This window comes from Streptomyces sp. SM18 (genome assembly GCF_002910775.2).
GTDB classification, from domain to species: Bacteria; Actinomycetota; Actinomycetes; order Streptomycetales; family Streptomycetaceae; genus Streptomyces; species Streptomyces halstedii.
Window position 1 is genome coordinate 4,891,175 of record NZ_CP029342.1, and the last position, 21,379, is coordinate 4,912,553.

Below are 21,379 nucleotides of genomic sequence, written 5' to 3' on the forward strand. Positions count from 1 at the left end.
CCCCGTACCACGGGATCCCGAAGTCACAGGGGGCATGCAGCCCCTCAAGGACGACACCGGGCTACCCGGGCAGAAGAAGAAGCGCAAGAAGGGGGAGCTGCTCCCCTATCTTCTGATCCTGCCGGCGATCGTGGCGATCGCCGCCGTGTACCTCTACCCACTCTCCAAGACCGTCATCATGTCCTTCCAGGACATGGGCAGACGGGAGCTGTGGACAGGCGAACCGGCCCCCTGGGTGGGACTGGAGCAGTTCACCAACATCCTGGGCGACCCCGACTTCTGGTGGGTCACTTTCCGGACCGTCGTCTTCATGGCCATCTGCGTCTCGCTGACCATGGGGATCGGTCTGCTGGTCGCCCTGCTGATGCGCCGGCTGACCACCTGGGTGCGGCTCGCGCTGACCTTCGCGCTGATCGCCGCCTGGTCGATGCCGCTCATGGTCGCCGCCTCGATCTTCCGCTTCATGGCCGACTCCGACTACGGCCTGATCAACACCCTGATCGCCAAGGTCGTCGGTGAGGACTGGCTCGGCCACAACTGGTACCTGGACCCGATCCAGGGCTTCGGCATCATCACCCTCCTCGTGGTCTGGGGTGCCGTCCCGTTCGTCGTCGTCACCCTGTACGCCGCCCTCACCCAGGTCCCCAAGGAACTGGAGGAGGCCGCCTCGCTCGACGGCGCCAGCGGCTACGGCGTCTACAAGTACGTCACCTGGCCGGTCATCAAGCCGGTGTTCACCATGGTGGCCACCCTCTCGGTGATCTGGGACTTCAACGTGTTCGGCCAGATCTGGCTGCTGCGCGGCAACAAGCCGGAGCCCGAGTACGAGACCCTCGGCCTCTACTCCTACTCCAAGGCATTCGAGTCCACCTCGTTCAGCCAGGGCACCGCGATCGCCCTGATCACGGTTCTCCTGCTGTCCGGTGTGGCCGTGTACTACCTGCGCCAGCTCATGAAGACAGGAGAGGTCGAATGAGCTCCACGACCCAGACGCCGCAGGAACTGCGCCCGGACCGCAAGAAGAGCCGGCTCGGCTTCGACGTCCTCGGCCTCGGCATCGCCCTGGTCATGATCTTCCCGGTCTACTGGCTGGTCATCAGCGCGCTGCGGCCCAACCACGAGATCCGGTCCTACGACCAGACCCTGTGGCCCTCGTCGATCACCTTCGACAACTTCGTACGCGCCGCCCAGCAGCCGAACTTCGGCACCGCGATCCAGTCCAGCCTGATCGTCTCGATCACCGCGGTGGTCGGCGGCATGATCATCGCGACCCTGGCCGCGCTGGCCATCGGCCGCTTCCGCTTCTTCGGCCGCAAGCCGCTGCTCCTGATCATGATCCTGGTGCAGATGCTTCCGCCGACCGCGATGCTCATCCCGATCTACGCCCAGCTCAACGCGATGGGCGGGATCGACGAGTACTGGGGCCTGATCGTCGTCTACCTGGTCTCCACGCTGCCCTTCGCGACCATCATGATCCGCGGCTTCGTGGTGAACATCCCGGTCGAGCTGGAGGAGTCCGCGATGGTGGACGGGTGCACCCGCTTCGGTGCCTTCCGCCGCGTGATCTTCCCGCTGCTCGCCCCGGGGCTCGCCGCCGCGTCGATCTTCGCGCTCGTCAACGCGTGGAACGAGTACCTGTTCGCCTACATCCTGATCAACGACAACTCCAAGTACACGCTCAACGTGTGGCTGATGACGTTCACGACCGAACGCGGGACCGACTACGGCGCGCTGATGGCGGCGTCCACCATGATCGCCATTCCGGTCGTCGTCTTCTTCATGATCATCCAGAAGAAGATGGCCGCGGGCCTCACCTCCGGCGCCGTGAAGGGATAGTGCGGCTTCCATGACCACCCTCGTATCCACGACGGACACCGTCACACGGGACGCGCTCGCCGTCCTCCAGCCCGGGTTCACCGGCACGACCGCCCCGGACTGGCTGCTGCGCAGGGTCGGCGAAGGCCTGGCCTCCGTCGGACTGTTCGGCCGGAACATCCACTCCCCCGAGCAGCTCGCCGCGCTGACCGCGCGACTGCGGGCCGAACGCGACGACGTCCTCGTCGCGATCGACGAGGAGGGCGGGGACGTCACCCGTCTCGAGGTCCGGAACGGCTCGTCCTTCCCGGGCAACCTCGCCCTCGGGTCCGTCGACGACGTGGAGCTGACCCGGGCCGTCGCCCGGGAGCTCGGCCGCCGGCTGGCCGAGTGCGGGGTGAACCTCAACTGGGCGCCGTCCGCCGACGTCAACTCCAACCCGGGCAACCCGGTCATCGGCGTACGGTCCTTCGGGGCCGCCCCGGACCTGGTCGCCCGGCACACGGCCGCGTACGTGGAGGGGCTCCAGGCCTCCGGCGTCGCCGCCTGCACCAAGCACTTCCCCGGCCACGGTGACACCGCCGTCGACTCGCACCTCGCGCTGCCGGGCATCGACGTGGACCTGGACACCCTGCACGCCCGTGAGCTGGTGCCCTTCCGGGCGGCGATCGCCGCGGGTTCCAAGTCCGTGATGAGCGCGCACATCCTGCTCCCCGCGCTCGACCCCGACCGGCCCGCGACCCTCAGCCCGCAGATCCTCACCGGTCTGCTGCGCCAGGAGCTCGGGTACGAGGGCCTGATCGTCACCGACGGCATGGAGATGGACGCCATCGCCGGTACGTACGGCATCGAGCGCGGCTCCGTCCTCGCCATCGCCGCGGGCGCCGACGCCATCTGCGTCGGCGGCGGACTCGCGGACGAGGACACCGTGCTGCTGCTGCGTGACGCGCTCGTCGCGGCCGTGCGGAGCGGTGAACTGCCCGAGGAGCGGCTGGCCGACGCCGCTGCCCGGGTGCGGTCCCTCGCGTCCTGGACGCAGGGGGCCAGGGGGGCTGTCTCGGAGCCGGGCGCGGCAGCGCAGGAGGGGACCGCGCCCGGCACCGGAGCCGGTCCGGACATCGGGCTCGCCGCGGCCCGCCGCGCCCTTCGGGTGACCGGCACCGCCGCGCCGCAGACCGAGCCGGTGTACGTCGCCGCGTTCGCCCCGGTCGCGAACATCGCGGTCGGCGCCGAGACCCCGTGGGGTGTGGCCGGCGAACTGGTGCGGCGCCTGCCGGGCACCGGAACCGGTACGTACGGCGGCGCCGACGTGGACGCGGTGCTGCGGGAGGCGGGGGAGCGGCGCGTCGTCGCGGTCGTGCGCGACGAGCACCGGCACCCGTGGATGGCCGAGGCGCTGGACGGTCTGCTCGCGGCCCGTCCCGACACGGTCGTGGTCGAGATGGGGCTGCCCGAGGCGCCGGCCCGGGGGGCCCTGCACGTCGCCACGTACGGCGCCGCCCGGGTCTGCGGCGTCGCGGCCGCGGAGGCGATCACCGGGGCGCGCCCCGCGTAGGACGGTTCGTCCCGCACACGAAGGGCCGGGTACCCGACTGGGTACCCGGCCCTTCGCGCGTGCGGTTCCGGCCTCTCTACAAGCCCTGCCAGTCGGGCTTCGAGGCGTAGGTGGCGCGGAAGTAGTCCGCCAGCTTCAGCTTGGACGCCGCCGCCTCGTCCACCACCACGGTGGCGTGCGGGTGCAACTGGAGGGCGGAGGCCGGTACGACCGAGGCGAGCGGACCCTCGACCGTCAGGGCCACCGCGTCGGCCTTGCCCTCGCCGGTGGCCAGCAGGATCGGGTGGCGCGACTCCAGGATGGTGCCGATGCCCTGGGTGATGACGTGGCGCGGCACCTGCTCGGTGTCGTCGTCGAAGAAGCGCGCGTTGTCCACCCGGGTCTGCTCGGTGAGGGTCTTGATCCGGGTGCGCGAGGAGAGCGAGGAGCACGGCTCGTTGAAGCCGATGTGCCCGTCGGTGCCGATGCCCAGCAACTGGAGGTCCACGCCGCCCGCTGCCGCGAGCGCCTTGTCGTACGCCTCGCACGCGGCCTGGACGTCCTCGGCGGCGCCGTCGGGGCCCATGAAGGACGCCTCGGACAGCCCGAGCGGTTCGACGACCTCGCGCAGCACGACCGAGCGGTAGGACTCGGGGTGGCCCACGGGCAGCCCGACGTACTCGTCGAGCTGGCAGATGCGGGCGCGCGAGGCGTCCACGGCGCCGGAGCGGACCTTCGCCGCCAGGGCCTGGTAGATGGGCAGCGGGGTAGAGCCGGTGGCAACGCCGAGCAGGGCGTCGGGCTTGCGGCTCAGCAGGGACGCGATGGCCTCCGCGATGAGTTCCCCGCCTGCCGTGGCGTCCGGGACGATGACAACTTCCACGCTGTGCCTGCCGATCTGATGAGGGGCGTCATGTGGTATAGACCAATTATGGAGCCAATCTAGCAGAACGGGAAGGCCGGGGGGTGAACGGGCCGCACGGGCGCGCGTCTGTGTCGCCGCCGGTGTCGTCGCCGGTGTGAGGTCCCGAGGCCTGGCGCGCGGGCCGGGCCGGCGCCCGGGGGAGCGGGGCCGTGCGGGCTCAGGGGAGGGGGTGCGCGGGCGGGCCCGGAAACACCCGCGGGCCGCGGCGCCGGGACGGGACCCTCAGCCCGTCCGGCACCGCAGCCCGGAGCTTCCTGGCCGGCGGTGTGCGGTGCCTCCGGCCCAGTGAGGCGACCGGCGCGGTCAGGGCAGAGAGCGCCGGGCACCTCGGTCCGCTCTCCTGTGCGGGGAGAGCGGAGGTCTACTCGTGCGTACACTCGCATTGTGGACTAGACCAATACCCCGTGTCCATCCATCGGCGCGGACATTCCCGCGGCGCGGGGGAGGCCTTCCGTCCAGTGTCACGTATACGCGGGGCGAACGGTTCGGAACCTGCGGGTTTCCACGGGTACGCTCGGCCCCGTGCCCTCCATGAACGACCTCGTCCGCCAGCACACCGCCCTGAGCGACACCGACCTCGAGTGGCTGCATCTGCTGGTCTCGGAGTGGCAACTGCTCTCCGACCTGTCCTTCGCCGACCTCGTCCTGTGGGTGCCCACCCGGGACGGCACCCGCTATGTGTCCGTGGCCCAGATGCGGCCCAACACCGGCCCCACCTCCTACCAGGACGACATGGTCGGCCATCTGGTGCCGCGCGGGCGCCGGCCGCTGCTGGACGCCGCCCTGGACGAGGGCAGGATCGTGCGCGAGGGCGACCCGGAGTGGCGCGAGGAGGTGCCCGTACGCGTCGAGTCCATCCCGGTACGCCGGGAGGGCCGGGTCCTCGGCGTCATCGCCCGCAACACCAACCTCCTGACCGTGCGCACCCCGTCCCGGCTGGAGCTGACCTACCTCCAGTCCGCGTCCGACCTGGCCCAGATGATCGCCGCCGGGGCCTTTCCGTTCCCCGGCCAGCAGGTGGACATGGATGCCTCGCCGCGCGTCGGTGACGGGCTGATCAGGCTCGACGCGGACGGGGTCGTGCAGTACGCCAGCCCCAACGGCCTCTCCGCCTACCACCGGCTCGGTCTCGCCTCCGACCTGGTGGGCCATCACCTCGGGGCCACGACCGCCGAACTCGCCCCCTCGCGCGGACCGGTGGACGAGGCGCTGGTCAAGGTGGCGAGCGGGTACGCGCCCCGGGAGTTCGAGGTCGAGGGCGCCGGCGGGGTGATCCAGCTCCGGGCGATCCCGCTCAAACCCAAGGGGGTGCGCATCGGTTCGCTGGTGCTGCTGCGCGACGTGACGGAACTGCGCCGCCGCGAGCGTGAGTTGATCACCAAGGACGCCACCATCCGGGAGATCCACCACCGGGTCAAGAACAACCTCCAGACGGTGGCCGCCCTGTTGCGGCTCCAGGCGCGCCGGATGGACTCGCCGCAGGGCCGCGAGGCGCTGAACGAGGCGGTACGGCGCGTGGGTTCGATCGCCATCGTCCATGAGACGCTGTCCCAGAATCTGGACGAGCGGGTGGAGTTCGACGAGATCGCCGACCGGGTCATCGCGATGGTGGCTGAGATCTCGCCCGGCAAGGTCACCTGCCGCCGCACGGGACGCTTCGGCGTCCTGGACGCGGAAGTGGCCACTCCGCTGTCGATGGTCCTCACCGAGGTGCTGCAGAACGCTCTGGAACACGCCTTCACACCGGCCGAGCAGGGCACGGTGGAGGTCTCCGCGGTGCGCGGCGGGACACCGGCCGAGGGCCGGCTGCTGATCACCGTGACGGACGACGGGCGGGGGCTGCCCGAGGGGTTCGACCCGCGGCAGGCCGGCAACCTGGGGCTCCAGATCGTCCGCACGCTCGTCGAGGGGGAGCTGGGCGGCGGCTTCGGCATGGTCCCGGCCCCCGAGCGCGGCACGCAGGTCGTCCTCGACATCCCGGTCAGCAACGACAAGTAGCGCGAACGACGCCGGCGCCCCGAACGGCGGACGGCGCGAACGACAGGTGGACGAACGGCGCGTGGCGCGGCGCCGCATGACAGTGGGCCCGGACCGTGGTGACGGTCCGGGCCCACTGCGTGGTGCTCACGGTGCGATGCGCTTCGGGTGTACTGCGCGCTGCGACTCGAAGGCGGGGCCATGCGTACGCTCTGTACGCGCCGCCTGGCTGGGGCTCGTCGTGCGGGGGGCGTCGGTCAGGCGCTGGCGTTACGCGCCCGGTTGCGAGCGGCGCGGCGCTTCATTGCGCGGCGCTCGTCCTCGCTGAGGCCACCCCAGACGCCGGAGTCCTGGCCGGACTCGAGCGCCCACTGCAGGCACTGCTCCATGACGGGGCAGCGACGGCAGACGGCCTTGGCTTCCTCGATCTGCAGCAGCGCAGGACCGGTGTTGCCGATGGGGAAGAACAGCTCGGGGTCTTCCTCACGACAAACGGCGTTGTGACGCCAGTCCATGGCTGCTACCTCTCCTTGGTATTACATGCTGGTGCTTGTGAATGTGAACGCTTTCACGAATCCCCCCGCAGGTGAAGGTCCGACGCCCAGACGAACTGGATGTGGTCCTGTGTGGTGAGGAGGGGTTCTGGCTCTCAGGGATGCCGGTGTTGCGGGCTGTCCCGATCGCCATGTAGAGATTCCCAAACCTCGGCAGCGGATACAACCCCTTCTGGAAACTTTTTTTTGATTCCTCGGTGTCGACTAGGTCACAGCCGTACTTCTAAGGGGTGGGGGCCAGCCCAAACGTTCGAGTTAAAGGACTTTACGTCCTTCCACTCACACAATCACACGCAGTGCACGGCGTACGCCTGTGAACGTCACGCTCGTGCGCAGTCCCAGGTGGTCGCCGTCCATCTGGAAGGGCAGTGGCGCCTTCGAATGCAAGGTGAAGTCGGTGAGGTCGTGGAGGGACACCGCGTGCTTGCCGTGCGGGCCCTTCTCGGGGCTCGAAGTCAGCAACTGGGTGGCGTACCGGGTCACCGCGGCGGTGGAGAGACGGCGCAGCCCGAGGATGTCCAGGGCGGTGTCGAAGGAGGCCTTCGGGGCGGCGTACATCGGACGATTCCCCAGGTAGGTCCAGGGGGCGGTGTTGCAGATGATGGACAGCGCGAGGTCGGTCACCGGCTCCTGACCGGGCACGTCCAGGGTGATCAGCCCGTTGCGCCGGTGCGGCTCCTCCAGGAACTGCCGGAGCACCTGGCGTACGTACAGCGCGTGGGTCGAACGCTTTCCCCGCTCCCGCTTCTGTTCGACCCGGCCGATGACCCCGGCGTCGAACCCCAGTCCGGCGCAGAAGGTGAACCAGCGTTCGGGGACGGCCTCGTCCGGGGAGCCCGGAGTGCCGGCCGCCAGACCGAGGCCCACGGTGCGCTCGCTGCGGCCGGCCAGGGCGTCCAGGATGGCGCCGGTCGCCTCCACGGCGTCGTTGGGGATGCCCAGGGCGCGGGCGAAGACATTGGTGGAGCCGCCCGGGACCACCGCGAGACTCGGCAGACCGTGCAGGTCAGGGCCTTTGTGGAGCAGCCCGTTGACCACCTCGTTGACCGTGCCGTCGCCGCCGAGGGCGACCACCATGTCGATGTCGTCGGAGTCCGCGGCCCGCCGCCCCAGGTCGCGGGCGTGCCCGCGGTACTCCGTGGTCACGACCTCCAGCTTCATCTCGCTCGCCAGGGCGTGGATGAGCACGTCACGGGTCCGCGCGCTGGTGGTGGTGGCGGCTGGGTTGACCACGAGGAGTGCGCGCATGCGAGCAGCCTACCTACCGCGCGGTACCGCCCAGAAGCTCCGGACCTCCTGGTCCATCGGCGGTCACGGTGAGTGATCATGGGTGGGGCGGTGCCGGCTCGCGGGGGTCCGGTGCGCGGGTTTCCGGCACCCTTTCGTCCTTCTCCCGGCGGACTTCGGCTTCCGGGCGGCGGACTTCGCGCGTACGGCGGCCGGCTTCGGACTCCGGCCCGGCGGACTTCGTGTTCTCGCGGGGCGGTGTCCGGGCTTCCCTGGGCGGACTTCGTGTTCTCCCGCGCTTCTCCGTGTGGCCGGCTTCGTGGTTCCGCCCCGCCGGCTTCGCTTCCTGGAGCCCCCGGCTTCGCTTTCGGGGGGCGGGGGTGCCAATCTGAAGGGCGTGAGTACTGAAGCGAACGCCCCCTCTCCCTCGCCCTCGGCCGGCGAGGAGAAGCCGGGACGGATCCCCCTCGCGGCCGCTCTGAGCGCCCTCGAAGGCGCCGCGCTCGTCGTCGGCGGGATCTACATGCTGGTGATGGGCCTGCTCGGACGGCCCGACAGTCCCCAGCAGGCCGAGATGGGCGGGGTCACCCTGCTGGCGCTCGGAGCCATCCCGCTCTTCGCCGCCCGGGGCCTGCTCCTGCGGCGCGGCTGGAGTCGCGGTCCGGCGCTCATCACCCATCTCATGGCGCTGCCGGTGGCCTGGACGCTGCTGCGGTCGCACGGGGCGCTGATCCCCACGGGGATCCTGGTCGCCGTGGTCTCCGTGACCGGACTGGTGCTGCTCTTCTCCCCGCAGACCGCCCGCGCCCTGGGCGTCAGGGGTACGCGCCCGACCCCTGAGGCCTGACGCCCGAGGGCCCGAGCGCGACGGCCGGTGTCCCGGGGAACCGGGCCATGAGCCTGACGGTCCACGGCCCGGTGCTCCCGGCACTGGTCGGGGGCAGGCACCCGGCCGGTGCCGGGCCCCGACCCGCGCGCTACTCCTCGACGAGCAGCCGCTCGCGCAACTGGGCGAGTGTGCGGGCCAGCAGCCGGGAGACGTGCATCTGGGAGATGCCGACCTCCTGCGCGATCTGCGACTGGGTCATGTTGCCGAAGAAGCGCAGCAGCAGGATCCGCTTCTCGCGCGGCGGAAGACCTTCCAGCAGCGGCTTGAGCGACTCCCGGTACTCGACGCCCTCCAGCGCCTCGTCCTCGGAGCCCAGGGTGTCCGCGACCGCGGGCGACTCGTCGTCCGTGTCCGGGACGTCCAACGAGAGCGTGCTGTAGGCATTGGCCGATTCCAGCCCCTCCAGCACCTCCTCCTCGGAGATGCCCAGGCGCTCCGCCAGCTCGTGCACGGTCGGCGAGCGGCCGTACTGCTGGGAGAGCTCCGCGGTGGCCGTGGTCAGCGACAGCCGCAGCTCCTGGAGGCGGCGCGGCACCCGGACCGCCCAGCCCTTGTCACGGAAGTGGCGCTTGATCTCGCCGACGACCGTGGGGGTCGCGTACGTCGAGAACTCGACGCCGCGGTCCGGGTCGAACCGGTCCACCGACTTGATCAGCCCGATGGTGGCGACCTGGGTCAGGTCGTCCAGCGGCTCGCCCCGGTTGCGGAACCGGCGGGCCAGGTGCTCCACCAGCGGCAGGTGCATCCGCACCAGCCGGTTGCGCAGCTCGGCCTTCTCCGGCGAGCCGTCGGGCAGCTCCCGCAACTCGACGAAGAGCGCCCGTGCCCCGCTGCGGTCATGTGGATCGTGGTGCCCGTGCTCGCTCATCTGGCCCGCCCGCTCCGCCTGGGACTGCTCCACCGCGACCGTACGGCCTCGCGCCCCGTCCGCGCCGCCGGTCCCGTCCGCGCCGTCCACCGGATGCGGCCGGGCCTGCTGTTCCGGGACGGCCGCTGGGCGCACCACCCCGGACCGCATCGTCTCGTCACGCACAGGACCGTCCCCGTTCCCGCTGCTCACGCCGGCCCGGGTCCCGCGCCGCGCTGTTTGTGGAGGCTGATGCTGACCGTGCGGTCGTCGGCCACGGTGGATTCGACCTTGCCGGCCAGTGCGGAGAGCACCGTCCAGGCGAAGGTGTCGCGCTCCGGGGCGCGTCCGTCCGTCGTGGGGGCCGAGACGGTCACCTCGAGGGAGTCGTCGATGAGACGGAAGACGCAGCTGAGGACCGATCCCGGCACGGCCTGCTGGAGCAGGATCGCGCAGGCCTCGTCGACCGCGATGCGAAGATCCTCGATCTCGTCGAGAGTGAAGTCCAAGCGTGCTGCGAGGCCGGCCGTGGCCGTACGCAGCACCGACAGGTAGGCACCCGCAGCGGGCAGCCGGACCTCTACGAAGTCCTGATTCCCGGGCTCGCCTGCGATCTGGGACACCCTCACCTCCAAGGTGGCACAAACTCGTTCGAGGCCCCGGGACACGCGCCCGGAGCCATCCGGTCCGCCGTCGGCTGTGTGGCCCGACGGCGTTGTCGCGGTCCATGATGCCGTGTCGCCGCGACCCCGTCCCTGACCGTCACTCATGGTAAGCATAAGCGTACGCTCAGTGGATAGGGGGTTGCGGCGGTCAATTGCGAAGAACCGGCGCCGGTTTGACGTACCCAGGCGTCACACGATCGAACCGTCCTCGAAGCACCAGCGCCAGTTCTCGCCGCTTTCGAAGCTGCGCATCACCGGGTGCCCGGTGTCGCGGTAGTGCCCCGTGGCGTGTTTCAGGGGCGAGGAATCGCAGCACCCGACGTGACCGCAGACCAGGCACAGCCGGAGCTGTACGGGGTGGGTCCCCGCTTCCAGACACTCCAGGCAGGTGTCGCTGAGCGGGGTGGGCTCGGGGCGCGGCAGTCCGGATACGTGACGGCACTCACTCATGATGGCCACGTTACGTCGGATGCGAGGACGGTGAGATGGACGCGCTGCCCCTGGTGGCACTCGTCGCGGCCAGCGCGGCGGTCGCGGGGGCCGCCCGGCGGACCCCGGTGCCCGCGCCGCTGATGCTGGTCGCGGCGGGACTGGTGGTGTCGTACGTGCCCGGGGTGCCGGCGTACACCCTGGACGCGCACGTCGTCCTGCCGCTCCTGCTGCCGCCCCTCCTGTACACGGCCGCGGTCGACAGCTCCTACCTCGACCTGCGTGCCAATCTGCGCCCGGTCGCGCTGCTGTCCGTCGGCTACGTGCTCTTCGCGACCTTCGCCGTGGGCGCTCTGGCCTACCTGCTCGTGCCGGACCTGCCGCTCACCGCCGCGCTGGTGCTCGGCGCGGTGATCGCGCCCCCGGACGCCGTCACCGCCGCGGCGATCGCCCGGCGGGTCGGTCTGCCCGCCCGGGTCACCACGATCCTCCAGGGCGAGTCCCTGGTGAACGACGCCACCGCGATCACCGCCTTCAAGGTCGCCCTCGCCGCGGCCGTCGGGGCGGGGATGACCTGGGGCGCCGGTGTGGGGGACTTCCTGCTGGCCGCGGTCGGCGGGGTCGGGGTCGGCCTGCTGCTGATGGTGCCGCTGCACTGGCTGCGCACCCACCTGGGCGAGGCCCTGCTCCAGAACACCCTGTCGCTGCTGATCCCCTTCGTGGCGTACGCGGCGGCGGAGCGGGTGCACGCCTCCGGGGTGCTCGCCGTGGTCGTCGTCGCGCTCTACCTGGGGCACCGCTCCTGGCAGGTCGACTTCGCCACCCGGCTCCAGGAGGCCGCGGTCTGGAAGATGGTCGGCTTCATCCTGGAGTCGGCCGTCTTCGCGCTCATCGGGCTGCAACTGCGCTCGGTCGTCAAGGGGCTCGGCACGTACGGCCTCGGTCAGGCCTTCGGGTACGCGCTCGCCGTGTTCGCCACCGTGGTGGTGGTGCGCTTCGTCTGGGTGTACCCGGCGATGTACCTGCCGCTGTGGCTCTCCCGCCGCATCAGGGGGCGCGAACCCGCGATGCCCTGGACCTCGCCGCTGATCGTGTCCTGGGCCGGGATGCGGGGCGTCGTCTCCCTCGCGGTGGCCGCCTCCGTCCCGATGGTCACGCAGGACGGATCGGCCTTCCCGGACCGCAACCTCCTGCTGTTCCTGGCCTTCACCACCGTCATCGGGACCCTCGTCGTCCAGGGCCTCACCCTGCCCCTCCTGGTGCGGGTGCTGAAGCTGTCAGGACGGGACACGCGCGCCGAGACACTGGCGGAGGCACAGGCGCAGAGCGAGGCGTCCTCGGCCGCGGAGGCGCGCCTGGACGGGCTGCTGTCCGATCCGCGCAACTCCCTGCCCGAGCCGCTCGCCGACCGGCTGCGCCACGTCCTGGAGCGGCGCCGCAACTCCGTCTGGGAGCGGCTCGGCGCGGCCGATCCGGTCACCGGGGAGTCGGCGGACGACACCTACCGGCGGCTGGCGAGGGAGGCGATCGAGGCCGAACGGGAGGTCTTCGTCCGGCTGAGGGACGAGCGCCGCCTCGACGACGAGATGCTCCGGGTGCTGCTGCGCCGGCTCGACCTGGAGGAGGCCGCGGCCTACCGGGAGTCGGACGGGGCGTCGTGAGGTGAGCCCGCCCCGTGAGGTGCGCCGGGGCGCCCGGTGACGACGGCGGTGACCGTGGACCCCGGGGCGAACGCGCCCTCGGCGGCCAGGACGGTCAGCCCGTACAGCAGTTTGGCGACGTAGAGGCGTTCGACGGGCAGGCCGTGCCGGTCCTCGAAGTCATCGGCGAAGGCGTGCAGCCGGGGGGTCGTACGGGCGTAGCCGCCGAAGTGGAAGCGGTCGTCCAGGGACCACCGCCCGACCGGGCCGCCGAACGCCTCCTGTTGCAGCCCGCGCACCGCGTCCCCCAGGAAGCCGCCGCGCAGCACGGGTATCCCCAGGGCGCGCTGCCCGGGGCCGAGACCGGCGGCCAGTCCGGCCAGGGTGCCACCGGTGCCACAGGCCACCGCGACCGTACCGGCGGGTGCGCGCAGTTCGCGGCCGAGCTCCGCACAGCCCTGTGCGGCGAGCGCGTTGCTGCCGCCCTCCGGGAGGACCAGGCACTCCCCGAAGACGCTCAGCAGCCCGTCCAGGACCTCGGGCGAGGCCTTCGCGCGGTAAGCCGCGCGGTCCACGAAGTGGAGGCGCATGCCGTCGGCGGCGCACCGGGCCAGCGAGGGGTTCAGCGGGCGGTGGGCCAGTTCGTCGCCCCGGACGACACCGACCGTGGGGAAGCCGAGCAGCCGTCCGGCCGCGGCGGTGGCCCGCAGGTGGTTGGAGTAGGCGCCGCCGAAGGTCAGCACCGTACGGCCGGCGGCGGCCCGCAGGTTGGGGGCGAGTTTGCGCCACTTGTTGCCCGGGAGCTCCGGATGGATCAGGTCGTCGCGTTTGAGCAGCAGGGTCACCGAGTGCCGGGCGAAGCGTTCGTCCTCGACCGGCTCCAGGGGTGAGGGCAGGGCGGGCCGCAGCCGGGAGAGGGGGAGTGCGTCGTCGGGCATGGGCGCATTGTCGTCCGCCCCCGCACCCGGGAGCCACTTCTCCCGGGCGTGGACGCGGGCCGCCGGCCGGATGTCCGTGCGGCCCGCGGGCGGAGGAGGCCTCCGGGGCGGCTCAGCCCTGGGCGAGCCACAGGTCGGGGCCGAACACCTCGTAGTGGATGTCGGACGCCGCCACTCCCTTGTCCAGCAACTGGCCGCGGACGGCGCGCATGAAGGGCAGCGGGCCGCAGAGGTAGGCGTGGGTGCCCGAGGCGACCGGGAGGCCGCTCAGGTCGACCAGGCCGGTGCGCTCGGCGGGGTGGCCGGCCTCCGGGTCCTCGTACCAGAAGTGGGCGGAGGCGTCATGGAGCTTGCCGGTGAGGGCGGCGTGGTCGGCGCGCAGGGCGTGGTCGGCGGGGGACCGGTCGCCGTGCACGACGGTGACCGGCGCGCGGTGCTCCTCGGCCGCCAGGTGTTCGAGCATCGACAGGATCGGGGTGCAGCCGATGCCGGCCGAGGCGAGGAGCAGCGGGGCGTGGGTGGTGTGCAGCACCAGGTCGCCGTACGGGGCCGAGACGCGCAGCCGGTCGCCCTCGCGCACACGGGTGTGCAGGTGCCGGGAGACCTCGCCCTCGGGGGAGCCCTCGTCGCGCACCCGCTTGACGGTCACGGTGCGCAGGTCGGAGGCGGGGGCGCCGGTGAGGCTGTACTGCCGTATCTGGTGGGCGCCGTCGGGCAGTTCGACCTGGAGGGAGACGTACTGCCCCGGACGGAACGCGGGAGCGGGCGCGCCGTCGGAGGGGGTGAGGCGGAAGGTGGCCACGTCCTCGGTCTCCTCGGCCCGGGAGACCACCGTCCACTCGCGCCACACGTCGCCCGCCACGACACCCTGCTGGGCGTAGAGCCGCTCCTCCATGGAGATCAGCGCGTTGGCCATCAGCCAGTACACCTCGTCCCAGGCCGCGGCGACCTCCGGGGTGACCGCGTCACCGAGCACCTCGGCGATGGCGGAAAAGAGATGGGTGTGCACGATGGTGTACTGCGGGGCGGTGATGCCCAGGGAGGCGTGTTTGTTCGCGATGCGGCCGAGCATCACGTCGGGGCGGGTGTCCGGGTGTTCGACCAGGTGCGTGGCGAAGGCGGCGATGGATCCGGCGAGCGCCTGGCGCTGGGTGCCGGAAGCCTGGTTGCCGCGGTTGAAGAGGTCCCGGAGCAGCTCCGGGTGGGCGTCGAACAGCTTCCGGTAGAAGAGGTCCGCGATGTCACCGATGGCCGCCCCCACGGCGGGGAGGGTGGCGCGGACGGTGGCGGTCGACGACTCGGACAGCATCGGTGGACTCCTGTGTGTGATGGGGCGGGCCGCGCGGCGGCCCGATAATTGGTACCGGAGATGCGTATTTCAGGCCGTCGGGAACCGGCGCGCCGTGGGGTGCGCGTCGAAGGGCCTGGTGCGGATCAGCCGGGTGCGGTGCGGGTGGCGCTGATGCCGATCAGCAGCGGGCCGGTGGGGGAGGCGACGAGATCGCCGACCGTGAGCGGGTCGAGCGAGGCGTAGAAGGCCGCTTCGGCCTGGCGCAGGGCGACGCGGAGCCGGCAGGCGGAGCGGAGGGGGCACGGGGAGTCGCCCTCGCAGTCGACCACCTCGCCCGGCCCCTCCAGCTGCCGCACCAGGCCGCCGATCGAGGCGGACCGGCCGGCGGCGGTGAGGGAGAGGCCCCCGCCGCGGCCACGGCGCGCGTCGACCAGGCCGAGGTGCTGGAGGCGGGCGACGACCTTGGCCGCGTGGGTGTACGGCACCTGCATCGTGGCCGCCACCTCGCGGGTGGTCGGCTGGTCCTCGCGCTCCGCCGTGACGGCCAGGCGCATGAGCACCCGGAGCGCCACATCGGTGAATCTGGTCAGCCGCATGAGGATCAGCGTAGATAAGTTGCATCGGCGATGCAACTTAAGGGGGGTGCGAAGTGACCGGAACACCGTGCCCAGAACGAAGGCTGATTAGTCACACTCTTTTGTGTAATAGCGCGGGGTGTCCTCGGCTGAAAGGCTTCTTCAGCACTTCAGCCCATGATTGAGAGGATGTCGGATGTCCGTTGGTGAAGAGGTTCGCGACACGCAGCCGCCGCAGCAGAGTCTCGGCACAGCGGCTGCGCGGAACCTCGCGACGACCACCAAGTCCGCCCCGCAGATGCAGGAGATCACCTCGCGGTGGCTGCTGCGCATGCTGCCGTGGGTGCAGGTGCAGGGCGGCACCTACCGGGTGAACCGCCGGCTGAGCTACTCGGTCGGAGACGGCCGGGTGACCTTCGTCCAGACCGGCGACCAGGTCGCGGTCATCCCCGCGGAGCTCGGCGAGTTGCCGGCCCTGCGGAACTTCGGGGACGAGGAGGTCCTGTCGGAGCTCGCCCGCAGGTGCGAACAGCGTGACGTGGCGGCGGGCGAGGTGCTCGCGACGTCCGGAGAGGCGGCGGACCGCGTCTACCTGCTGGCGCACGGCAAGGTGCAGAAGGTCGGCTCCGGCCCGTACGGCGCCGAGACGGTGCTCGGAGTCCTCGCCGACGGCGCCTACTTCGGAGACCACACCCTGGTGGACGCCGACGCCACCTGGGACTACACCGCACGCGCCGTCACGCCCTGCACCCTGCTGACGCTCAGCCGTGCCGACGTGCTCAACCTCGCGGCCCGCGCCGACTCGCTCCGTGACCACCTCGCCGGTCTGCTGGCCATTCCGCACCAGCGCACCAACCACTACGGCGAGGCCGCGATCGACCTGTCGGCCGGGCACGTGGGGGAGAGCGTCGTCCCCCACACCTTCGTCGACTACGAGGCGGCCCCCCGCGAGTACGAACTCAGCGTCGCCCAGACCGTGCTGAAGGTCCACAGCAGGGTGGCGGACCTCTACAACCAGCCGATGAACCAGACCGAGCAGCAGTTGCGGCTCACGGTCGAGGCGCTGCGCGAGCGCCAGGAGCACGAGCTCATCAACAACCGGGAGTTCGGGCTGCTCCACAACTGCGACTACGGGCAGCGGCTCCAGCCCCACGACGGCGTCCCCAGCCCCGACGACATGGACGAGCTGCTGTCGCGCCGGCGCGGTTCCAAGCTGTTCCTGGCCCACCCGCGCGCCATCGCCGCCTTCGGCCGCGAGTGCAACAAGCGCGGGCTGGTGCCGGAGAGCATCGAGGTCGGCGGGCACCATGTGCCCGCGTGGCGGGGGGTCCCGATCTTCCCGTGCAACAAGATCCCGGTCTCGGACGCGCGTACGACGTCGATCATCTGCATGAGGACGGGCGAGGCCGACCAGGGCGTCGTCGGACTCCAGCAGAGCGGCATCCCGGACGAGATCGAACCGAGCCTGTCCGTCCGCTTCATGGGCATCGACGAGCAGGCGATCATCTCCTACCTGGTGACGGCCTATTACTCCGCCGCGATCCTGGTGCCGGACGCCCTCGGTGTCCTGGAGGGCGTCGAGGTGAGCCGCTGGCGGTGACCACCGCCGGGCCCGGACGGGCGGCGGGCCCGCCCGGGGCCGCGCCGGTCCGGGCCCCGCACCCGCCGCGGGCCCCCGGTGCGTCCGCGGCGGTGAGCGGCCCGGGCCTCGCACCCGCCCGCCCGTGCCGCGTACGCGCACGCCGCGACCACGGTGCCTTCGAGGCGCCCGGAAGGAGTGACAGTGACCATGACGAGTACGGACGCCGCGACGGAGGGGCGCGAGGCCGCGGCACTCCTGGAGCGCACCCGCGGCCTCGTCGACCCGCATCTCAGAGCGGCGGTGGAGACGCTGCCCGGTGCGATACGCCGTGTCGCGCTGTACCACTTCGGCTGGCAGGACGCCGACGGTTCGCCCGCCTCGGGCCAGGCGGGCAAGGCCATCAGGCCCGCGCTCGTCCTGGCCGCCGCCCGTGCCCTGGGCGGCGATCCGGACGCGGCGCTGCGGGCCGCCGTCGCGGTCGAACTCGTACACAACTTCACCCTGCTCCACGACGACGTGATCGACGAGGACGCCACCCGTCGTCACCGCCCCACGGCATGGGCCGTGTTCGGCGTCCCCGACGCGATCATCACGGGTGACGCGCTGCTCGCCCTGGCCCACCGGCTGCTGGCCGAGGATCCGCACCCCGCGTCCGCCCGTGCCTCCGCGCGGCTGGCGGACTGTGTCATCGAGCTGTGTGCCGGACAGCAGGCCGACTGCGCCCTGGAGGAGCGGGACCCCCTCGGCGTCACGCTCGACGAGTGCCTCACCATGGCGACGGCCAAGACGGGTGCCCTGCTCGGCTGCGCCTGCGCCCTCGGCGCGCTCTACGCGGAGGCGGACCGGCCGGCGGTCGAGGCCATGGACGGCTTCGGAAGGGAGGCGGGCCTCGCCTTCCAGCTCATCGACGACCTGATCGGTGTCTGGGGGGACACCACGCGGACGGGCAAGCCGGTCGGCGCGGACCTCGCCGCCCACAAGAAGTCGCTGCCGGTGGTGGCCGCCCTCACCTCGGGCACACCCGCCGCCGGTGAACTGGCCGCGCTCTACCGGGGATCCATGAGCACCCCCGCCGAGGTCGCCGGGGCGGCGGCCGCGGTCGACCGGGCGGGCGGCCGCGACTGGGCGCAGGCCTGCGCGGCGGACCGGATGGCCCGTGCCGTGCACCATCTGTCCGGTGCCGTCCCGGACCCCGCGGGCGCGCAGGAGCTCCTGGCGCTGGCGGAGTTCGTGACCCGCAGGACGCACTGAGCGAGGTGCCGACGACCGTCTTCCCAGGCCGGACGCGGTCTTCCTGACGGCTCGTCGGCACGCTCCGGCCGGCCCGGCCGAGGAGCGTCGCGCACGGCTCTCCGGCCGGACCCCGGAAGGGGAGGGCGCCACGAGAAGGAGGCTCGGCAGGGGCTACAGTCCCGCTCATGACAGATGAGTCGTGGGCAGGCTGGTACCGGGACCGCCATGGTTCAGAAGCCGTCATTCTCACCACGGACGGGAGGCAGCTCCGCATCAGGGTCCGGGGAACGGACTTCGAAGGGGAGAGCTTCGACCGTCTCGGCCCGGTGGCCGGAGCGTCGCCCGGGTCCGGTGCGTTCGACCTGGCCGACGGCATGCTCGGGGACTGCGTGCTGGAGTGGGACCTGCCGATACCGGTCCTCGTGTCCGGCGCGGTCCGCCACGCCACGCTCAGCTGCCTGCTGTCCCTGCGCCGCGCCGACCCGGACCTCTTCCTCGCGCTCCATCTGGACGGGGCGGTGTACGAGTCCCAGCGCGCGGAGGGCGACTTCGCCTCGGCGCTGGCCACCATACGGCGCGTCCTGCCGCCGGACATACATCTGCAGATATGCACGGCTTGCGCCCTCTCCGGCTACCTCCCCGCGTCCGGGCGCGGCATCTCCGGAGGCCTCGGCTGCTTCCGTGAGGTGAAGGACGCCTACCGGGAAGCGGTGGAAGGGTCCGGCGTCGAGAGGCTGTGGGACCGGCGCAGCGGAGTCGTCCAGGAGGTGTGGAGCTGCCACGAGTTCGAACCCCGCCCGGCCGGCGCGGAGTTCACCGCCGCGTCGGGGGCGGGGCGGCGTCCGTGCGCACCCGGTCCGGCGGGGCGTGCCGTCATCGGCCGCCTGGGGGCGTTCCCGCTCGAACACGCCTGACCGCCTGAGGCGTTTCCCCGTTTCTCTCCAACACGCCTGTCCGCCGTCTCCCTGAGCCCGTCGCCACTGCCCCGCACCGGACCGCCGGTGCGGGGCAGTGGCGTGTCCGCGTCCGGAGGAACCACGTTGTCATGTTTGCATTGTTCTACTAGCATGCTAACAACGGAGGTGCTCATGAACCGTACGAAGCTCGGGCGCGCGTTCCTCGCCGCCCTGCCGTTCCTTATCGCCCTGATCCTCGCCCTCGTCCTCGCCGTCACCCTCTCGGACCGGTTGCCCGCACGGATGGCCAGCCACTTCTCGGCCTCCGGTGACCCCAACGGGTACATGGGCCGCGGGGCCTTCCTCCTCACCACCGTCCTGGTCATGGCCTTGCTCGGCGCCCTCTGGGCCTACATGGCCGCCCGGGGCCGGTTTCCCGGCCGTTCCTACGACGGGTTCGCCGCCGCCGGGTACGCCGCGGCCGCGTTCTTCGGCTATCTGACGACGGCCACACTGGTCCTCAACCTGGACGTGTCCGACAGCGGTTCCGAGGCGTCCTTCACGCTGTGGCATCTCACGGGCGCCTGCGGGGCGGCCGCCGTCGCGGCGGCCCTGGGCCTGTGCGCGGCCAGGCTGCTGCCGCCGTCGCCGGACGGGCCGGAGGGCTCCGGGCAGGACGGCGCGCGTATCTCGCTGGCCGACGGAGAGGTCGCCGGCTGGGCCCGCAGCGCCACGTCCTGGTGGCCTCCCCTGATCGCCGGGACGACGGCGGCCGTCGGTGTCGTCCTGATGGTCGCCATGGGACCGGCCGCCGGAGTGCCGCTCCTGGTCATCGGCGTGCTGATCCTGACCTTCGCCCGGCCGAGCGTCACGGTGGACCGCCGTGGACTCACCGTCTCCGGGCTCCTGCCCTGGCCGCGCGTCCGCATCCCGCTGGAGCGCATCGACGGGGCCACGAGCCGGGAGGTCAACGCGGTGTCCGAGTACGGCGGATGGGGCTACCGCTTCCGTCCCGCCGGCTCGGGAGTGATCATCCGGTCCGGTGAGGCCATCGTGGCCACACTGGAGGGCGGCCGGTACTTCGCGGTCACGGTCGACGACTCGGCCACCGGAGCCGCGCTGCTCAACACGCTGGTCGACCGCCGACGAGGGGGGCACTGAACGTGCTCTTCCGGGTCGATCCCTCTTCCCCGGTGCCCTTGGGGGACCAGATCGCGGCGTGCGTCCGCCGAGCCGTCTCCGACGGATCGGTGGCGCCGGGCGAGCGGCTGCCGGCGGCACGCGCACTCGCCGACTCGCTGGGCGTCAACGTCCACACCGCGCTGCGCGGCTACCAACGGCTGCGTGAGGAAGGGCTGATCGAACTGCGCCGGGGCCGGGGCGCGGTGGTCACGGCCGGTGCCTCCCCCCATCGCGCGCGACTCCTGGAAGGGGTGCGCGCGGTGGTCGCGGAGGCCCGGGAGCTGGGCATGACGGAAGGCGATCTGCTGGACCTGGTCCGCGCCGAACTGAAGGCCTGAACGGCCCGGCACCGCGAAGGGGGCCGCTCTCGTGGAGCGGCCCCCTCGGATGGGCGGGTGTGCGGGGCCTACCTCAGGAGGCGTCGGCCAGGGCGGCCGCCAGGCCGTTCCGCCAAAGGGAGTTCACCCGGGAGCGCTCGTTGGCGTCCGGGTAGGGATTGGTGCAGGAGGTGCCGGGGCCACCACCCGACATCAGCTCGCTGCACGGCCCTGAGTAGTGGTCCGGCAGACCGAGGACGTGCCCGGTCTCGTGCGCGGTGACCCGGGTCGAGTTGTACTGCCGGTTCTGGGCGTAGTCGAGGAAGATGTACCCCCTGCCGTGCCCGTCGGTGCTCGCGTACGAACCGCGCGCGTCGTTGCCCTCGTAGTAGACGAAGTCCGCGTTCGAGCCCTCCTGGAGCTTCACGTTGCTCACGGAGCTGTTCCAGATGGAGGCGCTGCTCGATATCTGGCTACGGAAGCTGGGGGCGTTGGCCGCGCTGTAGACCACGGTGACCGCCTGGGTGCCGGGGACGGCGGCCCGCTTCTCGGCGACCGACTTCATGACCGCGTCGAAGAACGCCTGGTTCGCGGAGGCGTTCTCGCTCGACCCGGCGTACGCGGCGTAGCCGGCCTCCGCGGGGACGGAGGGGGCCGGGGCGGCGGCGACCGCCGGGGAGGCGCACAGCGCGGCGGCGAGTCCGAGACCGGCGACGGCCGACATCAGGACGGTCCTGGGGTGTCTCATGGGGGGTCTCCTACCTGTCCGGCGAACCCCGTCGGTCGGACGGGGAACGGGTGGGGGTACGGAGAGAGTGTCGGGCCGTCCGGGCCCGCCGCGGACGATGTCAACCGGCGATAGC

21 protein-coding genes are annotated in these 21,379 nt (G+C 71.7%); 11 read left to right on the top strand and 10 right to left on the bottom strand.

Features of this window, described 5'->3' with window-relative positions:
- Window positions 1–34: 34 nt before the first annotated feature.
- Genes B9S64_RS22260 through B9S64_RS22270 form a run of 3 tightly spaced genes read left to right on the top strand, consistent with a single transcriptional unit; the run spans window position 35 to window position 3,370 of the window.
- Entirely contained in the window at window positions 35–976 is a 942-nt protein-coding gene (locus B9S64_RS22260) for a carbohydrate ABC transporter permease (protein WP_258037835.1), read from the top strand.
- Window positions 973–1,836 carry a carbohydrate ABC transporter permease gene (locus tag B9S64_RS22265; RefSeq protein WP_103491076.1) on the top strand — a complete coding sequence of 288 codons (864 nt, stop codon included), beginning with the start codon at window positions 973–975 and terminating at the stop codon, window positions 1,834–1,836. The genes B9S64_RS22260 and B9S64_RS22265 overlap by 4 nt, the downstream gene beginning before the upstream one ends.
- Before the next feature lie 10 nt (window positions 1,837–1,846).
- Window positions 1,847–3,370, top strand: a complete 1,524-nt coding sequence (locus B9S64_RS22270; RefSeq protein ID WP_103491075.1) for a glycoside hydrolase family 3 protein — start codon at window positions 1,847–1,849, stop codon at window positions 3,368–3,370.
- A gap of 76 nt (window positions 3,371–3,446) precedes the next feature.
- Here B9S64_RS22270 and nagB read toward each other — a convergent pair whose 3' ends face one another.
- The gene (nagB, locus tag B9S64_RS22275; protein WP_103491074.1) at window positions 3,447–4,232 is read right to left on the bottom strand and encodes a glucosamine-6-phosphate deaminase; all 786 of its coding nucleotides are present in this window, start codon (window positions 4,230–4,232) and stop codon (window positions 3,447–3,449) included.
- A gap of 573 nt (window positions 4,233–4,805) precedes the next feature.
- Between nagB and B9S64_RS22280 the strand changes: the two genes are divergently transcribed.
- Window positions 4,806–6,272, top strand: coding sequence for a sensor histidine kinase (locus tag B9S64_RS22280; RefSeq protein WP_103491090.1), 1,467 nt, complete (start codon window positions 4,806–4,808; stop codon window positions 6,270–6,272).
- Window positions 6,273–6,508: 236 nt separating this feature from the next.
- On the opposite strand, the gene B9S64_RS22285 is transcribed toward B9S64_RS22280, so the two are convergent.
- Window positions 6,509–6,766: a WhiB family transcriptional regulator gene (locus tag B9S64_RS22285; protein WP_003953983.1), complete on the bottom strand. Its 258-nt coding sequence runs from the start codon at window positions 6,764–6,766 to the stop codon at window positions 6,509–6,511.
- 318 nt (window positions 6,767–7,084) lie between these two features.
- A complete protein-coding gene (locus tag B9S64_RS22290; protein ID WP_103491073.1) occupies window positions 7,085–8,053 on the bottom strand; it encodes a diacylglycerol kinase family protein in 969 nt (322 codons plus the stop codon).
- A gap of 376 nt (window positions 8,054–8,429) precedes the next feature.
- Between B9S64_RS22290 and B9S64_RS22295 the strand changes: the two genes are divergently transcribed.
- On the top strand, window positions 8,430–8,879 hold the full coding sequence (locus B9S64_RS22295) for a hypothetical protein (RefSeq protein WP_037879336.1): 450 nt from the start codon (window positions 8,430–8,432) through the stop codon (window positions 8,877–8,879).
- A 130-nt stretch (window positions 8,880–9,009) separates the two neighbouring features.
- Here the strand turns inward: B9S64_RS22295 and B9S64_RS22300 are convergent, their stop codons facing one another.
- The 3 genes from B9S64_RS22300 to B9S64_RS22310 all read right to left on the bottom strand — a co-directional run bounded on the left by B9S64_RS22300 (window position 9,010) and on the right by B9S64_RS22310 (window position 10,883).
- The gene (locus B9S64_RS22300; protein ID WP_103491072.1) at window positions 9,010–9,954 is read right to left on the bottom strand and encodes an RNA polymerase sigma factor SigF; all 945 of its coding nucleotides are present in this window, start codon (window positions 9,952–9,954) and stop codon (window positions 9,010–9,012) included.
- A 23-nt stretch (window positions 9,955–9,977) separates the two neighbouring features.
- Complete coding sequence (locus B9S64_RS22305) at window positions 9,978–10,391, bottom strand: anti-sigma regulatory factor (RefSeq protein ID WP_103491071.1); 414 nt, start codon at window positions 10,389–10,391, stop codon at window positions 9,978–9,980.
- Window positions 10,392–10,622: 231 nt separating this feature from the next.
- Window positions 10,623–10,883 (bottom strand): UBP-type zinc finger domain-containing protein, encoded by a 261-nt coding sequence (locus B9S64_RS22310; RefSeq protein ID WP_103491070.1) that lies wholly within the window; start codon window positions 10,881–10,883, stop codon window positions 10,623–10,625.
- A gap of 35 nt (window positions 10,884–10,918) precedes the next feature.
- Between B9S64_RS22310 and B9S64_RS22315 the strand changes: the two genes are divergently transcribed.
- The gene (locus tag B9S64_RS22315; RefSeq protein WP_103491069.1) at window positions 10,919–12,523 is read left to right on the top strand and encodes a Na+/H+ antiporter; all 1,605 of its coding nucleotides are present in this window, start codon (window positions 10,919–10,921) and stop codon (window positions 12,521–12,523) included.
- On the opposite strand, the gene B9S64_RS22320 is transcribed toward B9S64_RS22315, so the two are convergent.
- From B9S64_RS22320 to B9S64_RS22330, 3 genes are all read right to left on the bottom strand, one after another.
- Window positions 12,496–13,440, bottom strand: coding sequence for a 1-aminocyclopropane-1-carboxylate deaminase/D-cysteine desulfhydrase (locus B9S64_RS22320; protein ID WP_103491068.1), 945 nt, complete (start codon window positions 13,438–13,440; stop codon window positions 12,496–12,498). The genes B9S64_RS22315 and B9S64_RS22320 overlap by 28 nt on opposite strands.
- Before the next feature lie 112 nt (window positions 13,441–13,552).
- Complete coding sequence (locus B9S64_RS22325) at window positions 13,553–14,749, bottom strand: globin domain-containing protein (RefSeq protein WP_103491067.1); 1,197 nt, start codon at window positions 14,747–14,749, stop codon at window positions 13,553–13,555.
- 125 nt (window positions 14,750–14,874) lie between these two features.
- Window positions 14,875–15,327: an Rrf2 family transcriptional regulator gene (locus tag B9S64_RS22330; RefSeq protein WP_028438828.1), complete on the bottom strand. Its 453-nt coding sequence runs from the start codon at window positions 15,325–15,327 to the stop codon at window positions 14,875–14,877.
- 175 nt (window positions 15,328–15,502) lie between these two features.
- On the opposite strand from B9S64_RS22330, the gene B9S64_RS22335 reads away from it, so the two are divergent.
- The 5 genes from B9S64_RS22335 (at window position 15,503) to B9S64_RS22355 (ending at window position 20,537) form a co-directional block, all read left to right on the top strand.
- A complete protein-coding gene (locus B9S64_RS22335) occupies window positions 15,503–16,906 on the top strand; it encodes a family 2B encapsulin nanocompartment shell protein (protein WP_103491066.1) in 1,404 nt (467 codons plus the stop codon).
- A gap of 189 nt (window positions 16,907–17,095) precedes the next feature.
- A complete protein-coding gene (locus tag B9S64_RS22340; protein ID WP_103488836.1) occupies window positions 17,096–18,139 on the top strand; it encodes a family 2 encapsulin nanocompartment cargo protein polyprenyl transferase in 1,044 nt (347 codons plus the stop codon).
- Between the two features lie 167 nt (window positions 18,140–18,306).
- Window positions 18,307–19,035 carry a DUF6304 family protein gene (locus B9S64_RS22345; protein WP_103488837.1) on the top strand — a complete coding sequence of 243 codons (729 nt, stop codon included), beginning with the start codon at window positions 18,307–18,309 and terminating at the stop codon, window positions 19,033–19,035.
- Between the two features lie 174 nt (window positions 19,036–19,209).
- Window positions 19,210–20,178, top strand: coding sequence for a DUF1648 domain-containing protein (locus tag B9S64_RS22350; RefSeq protein ID WP_103488838.1), 969 nt, complete (start codon window positions 19,210–19,212; stop codon window positions 20,176–20,178).
- A 2-nt stretch (window positions 20,179–20,180) separates the two neighbouring features.
- Window positions 20,181–20,537, top strand: a complete 357-nt coding sequence (locus tag B9S64_RS22355) for a GntR family transcriptional regulator (RefSeq protein ID WP_028438823.1) — start codon at window positions 20,181–20,183, stop codon at window positions 20,535–20,537.
- Window positions 20,538–20,610: 73 nt separating this feature from the next.
- Here the strand turns inward: B9S64_RS22355 and snpA are convergent, their stop codons facing one another.
- A complete protein-coding gene (snpA, locus tag B9S64_RS22360; protein WP_181012122.1) occupies window positions 20,611–21,264 on the bottom strand; it encodes a snapalysin in 654 nt (217 codons plus the stop codon).
- Window positions 21,265–21,379: the final 115 nt, after the last annotated feature.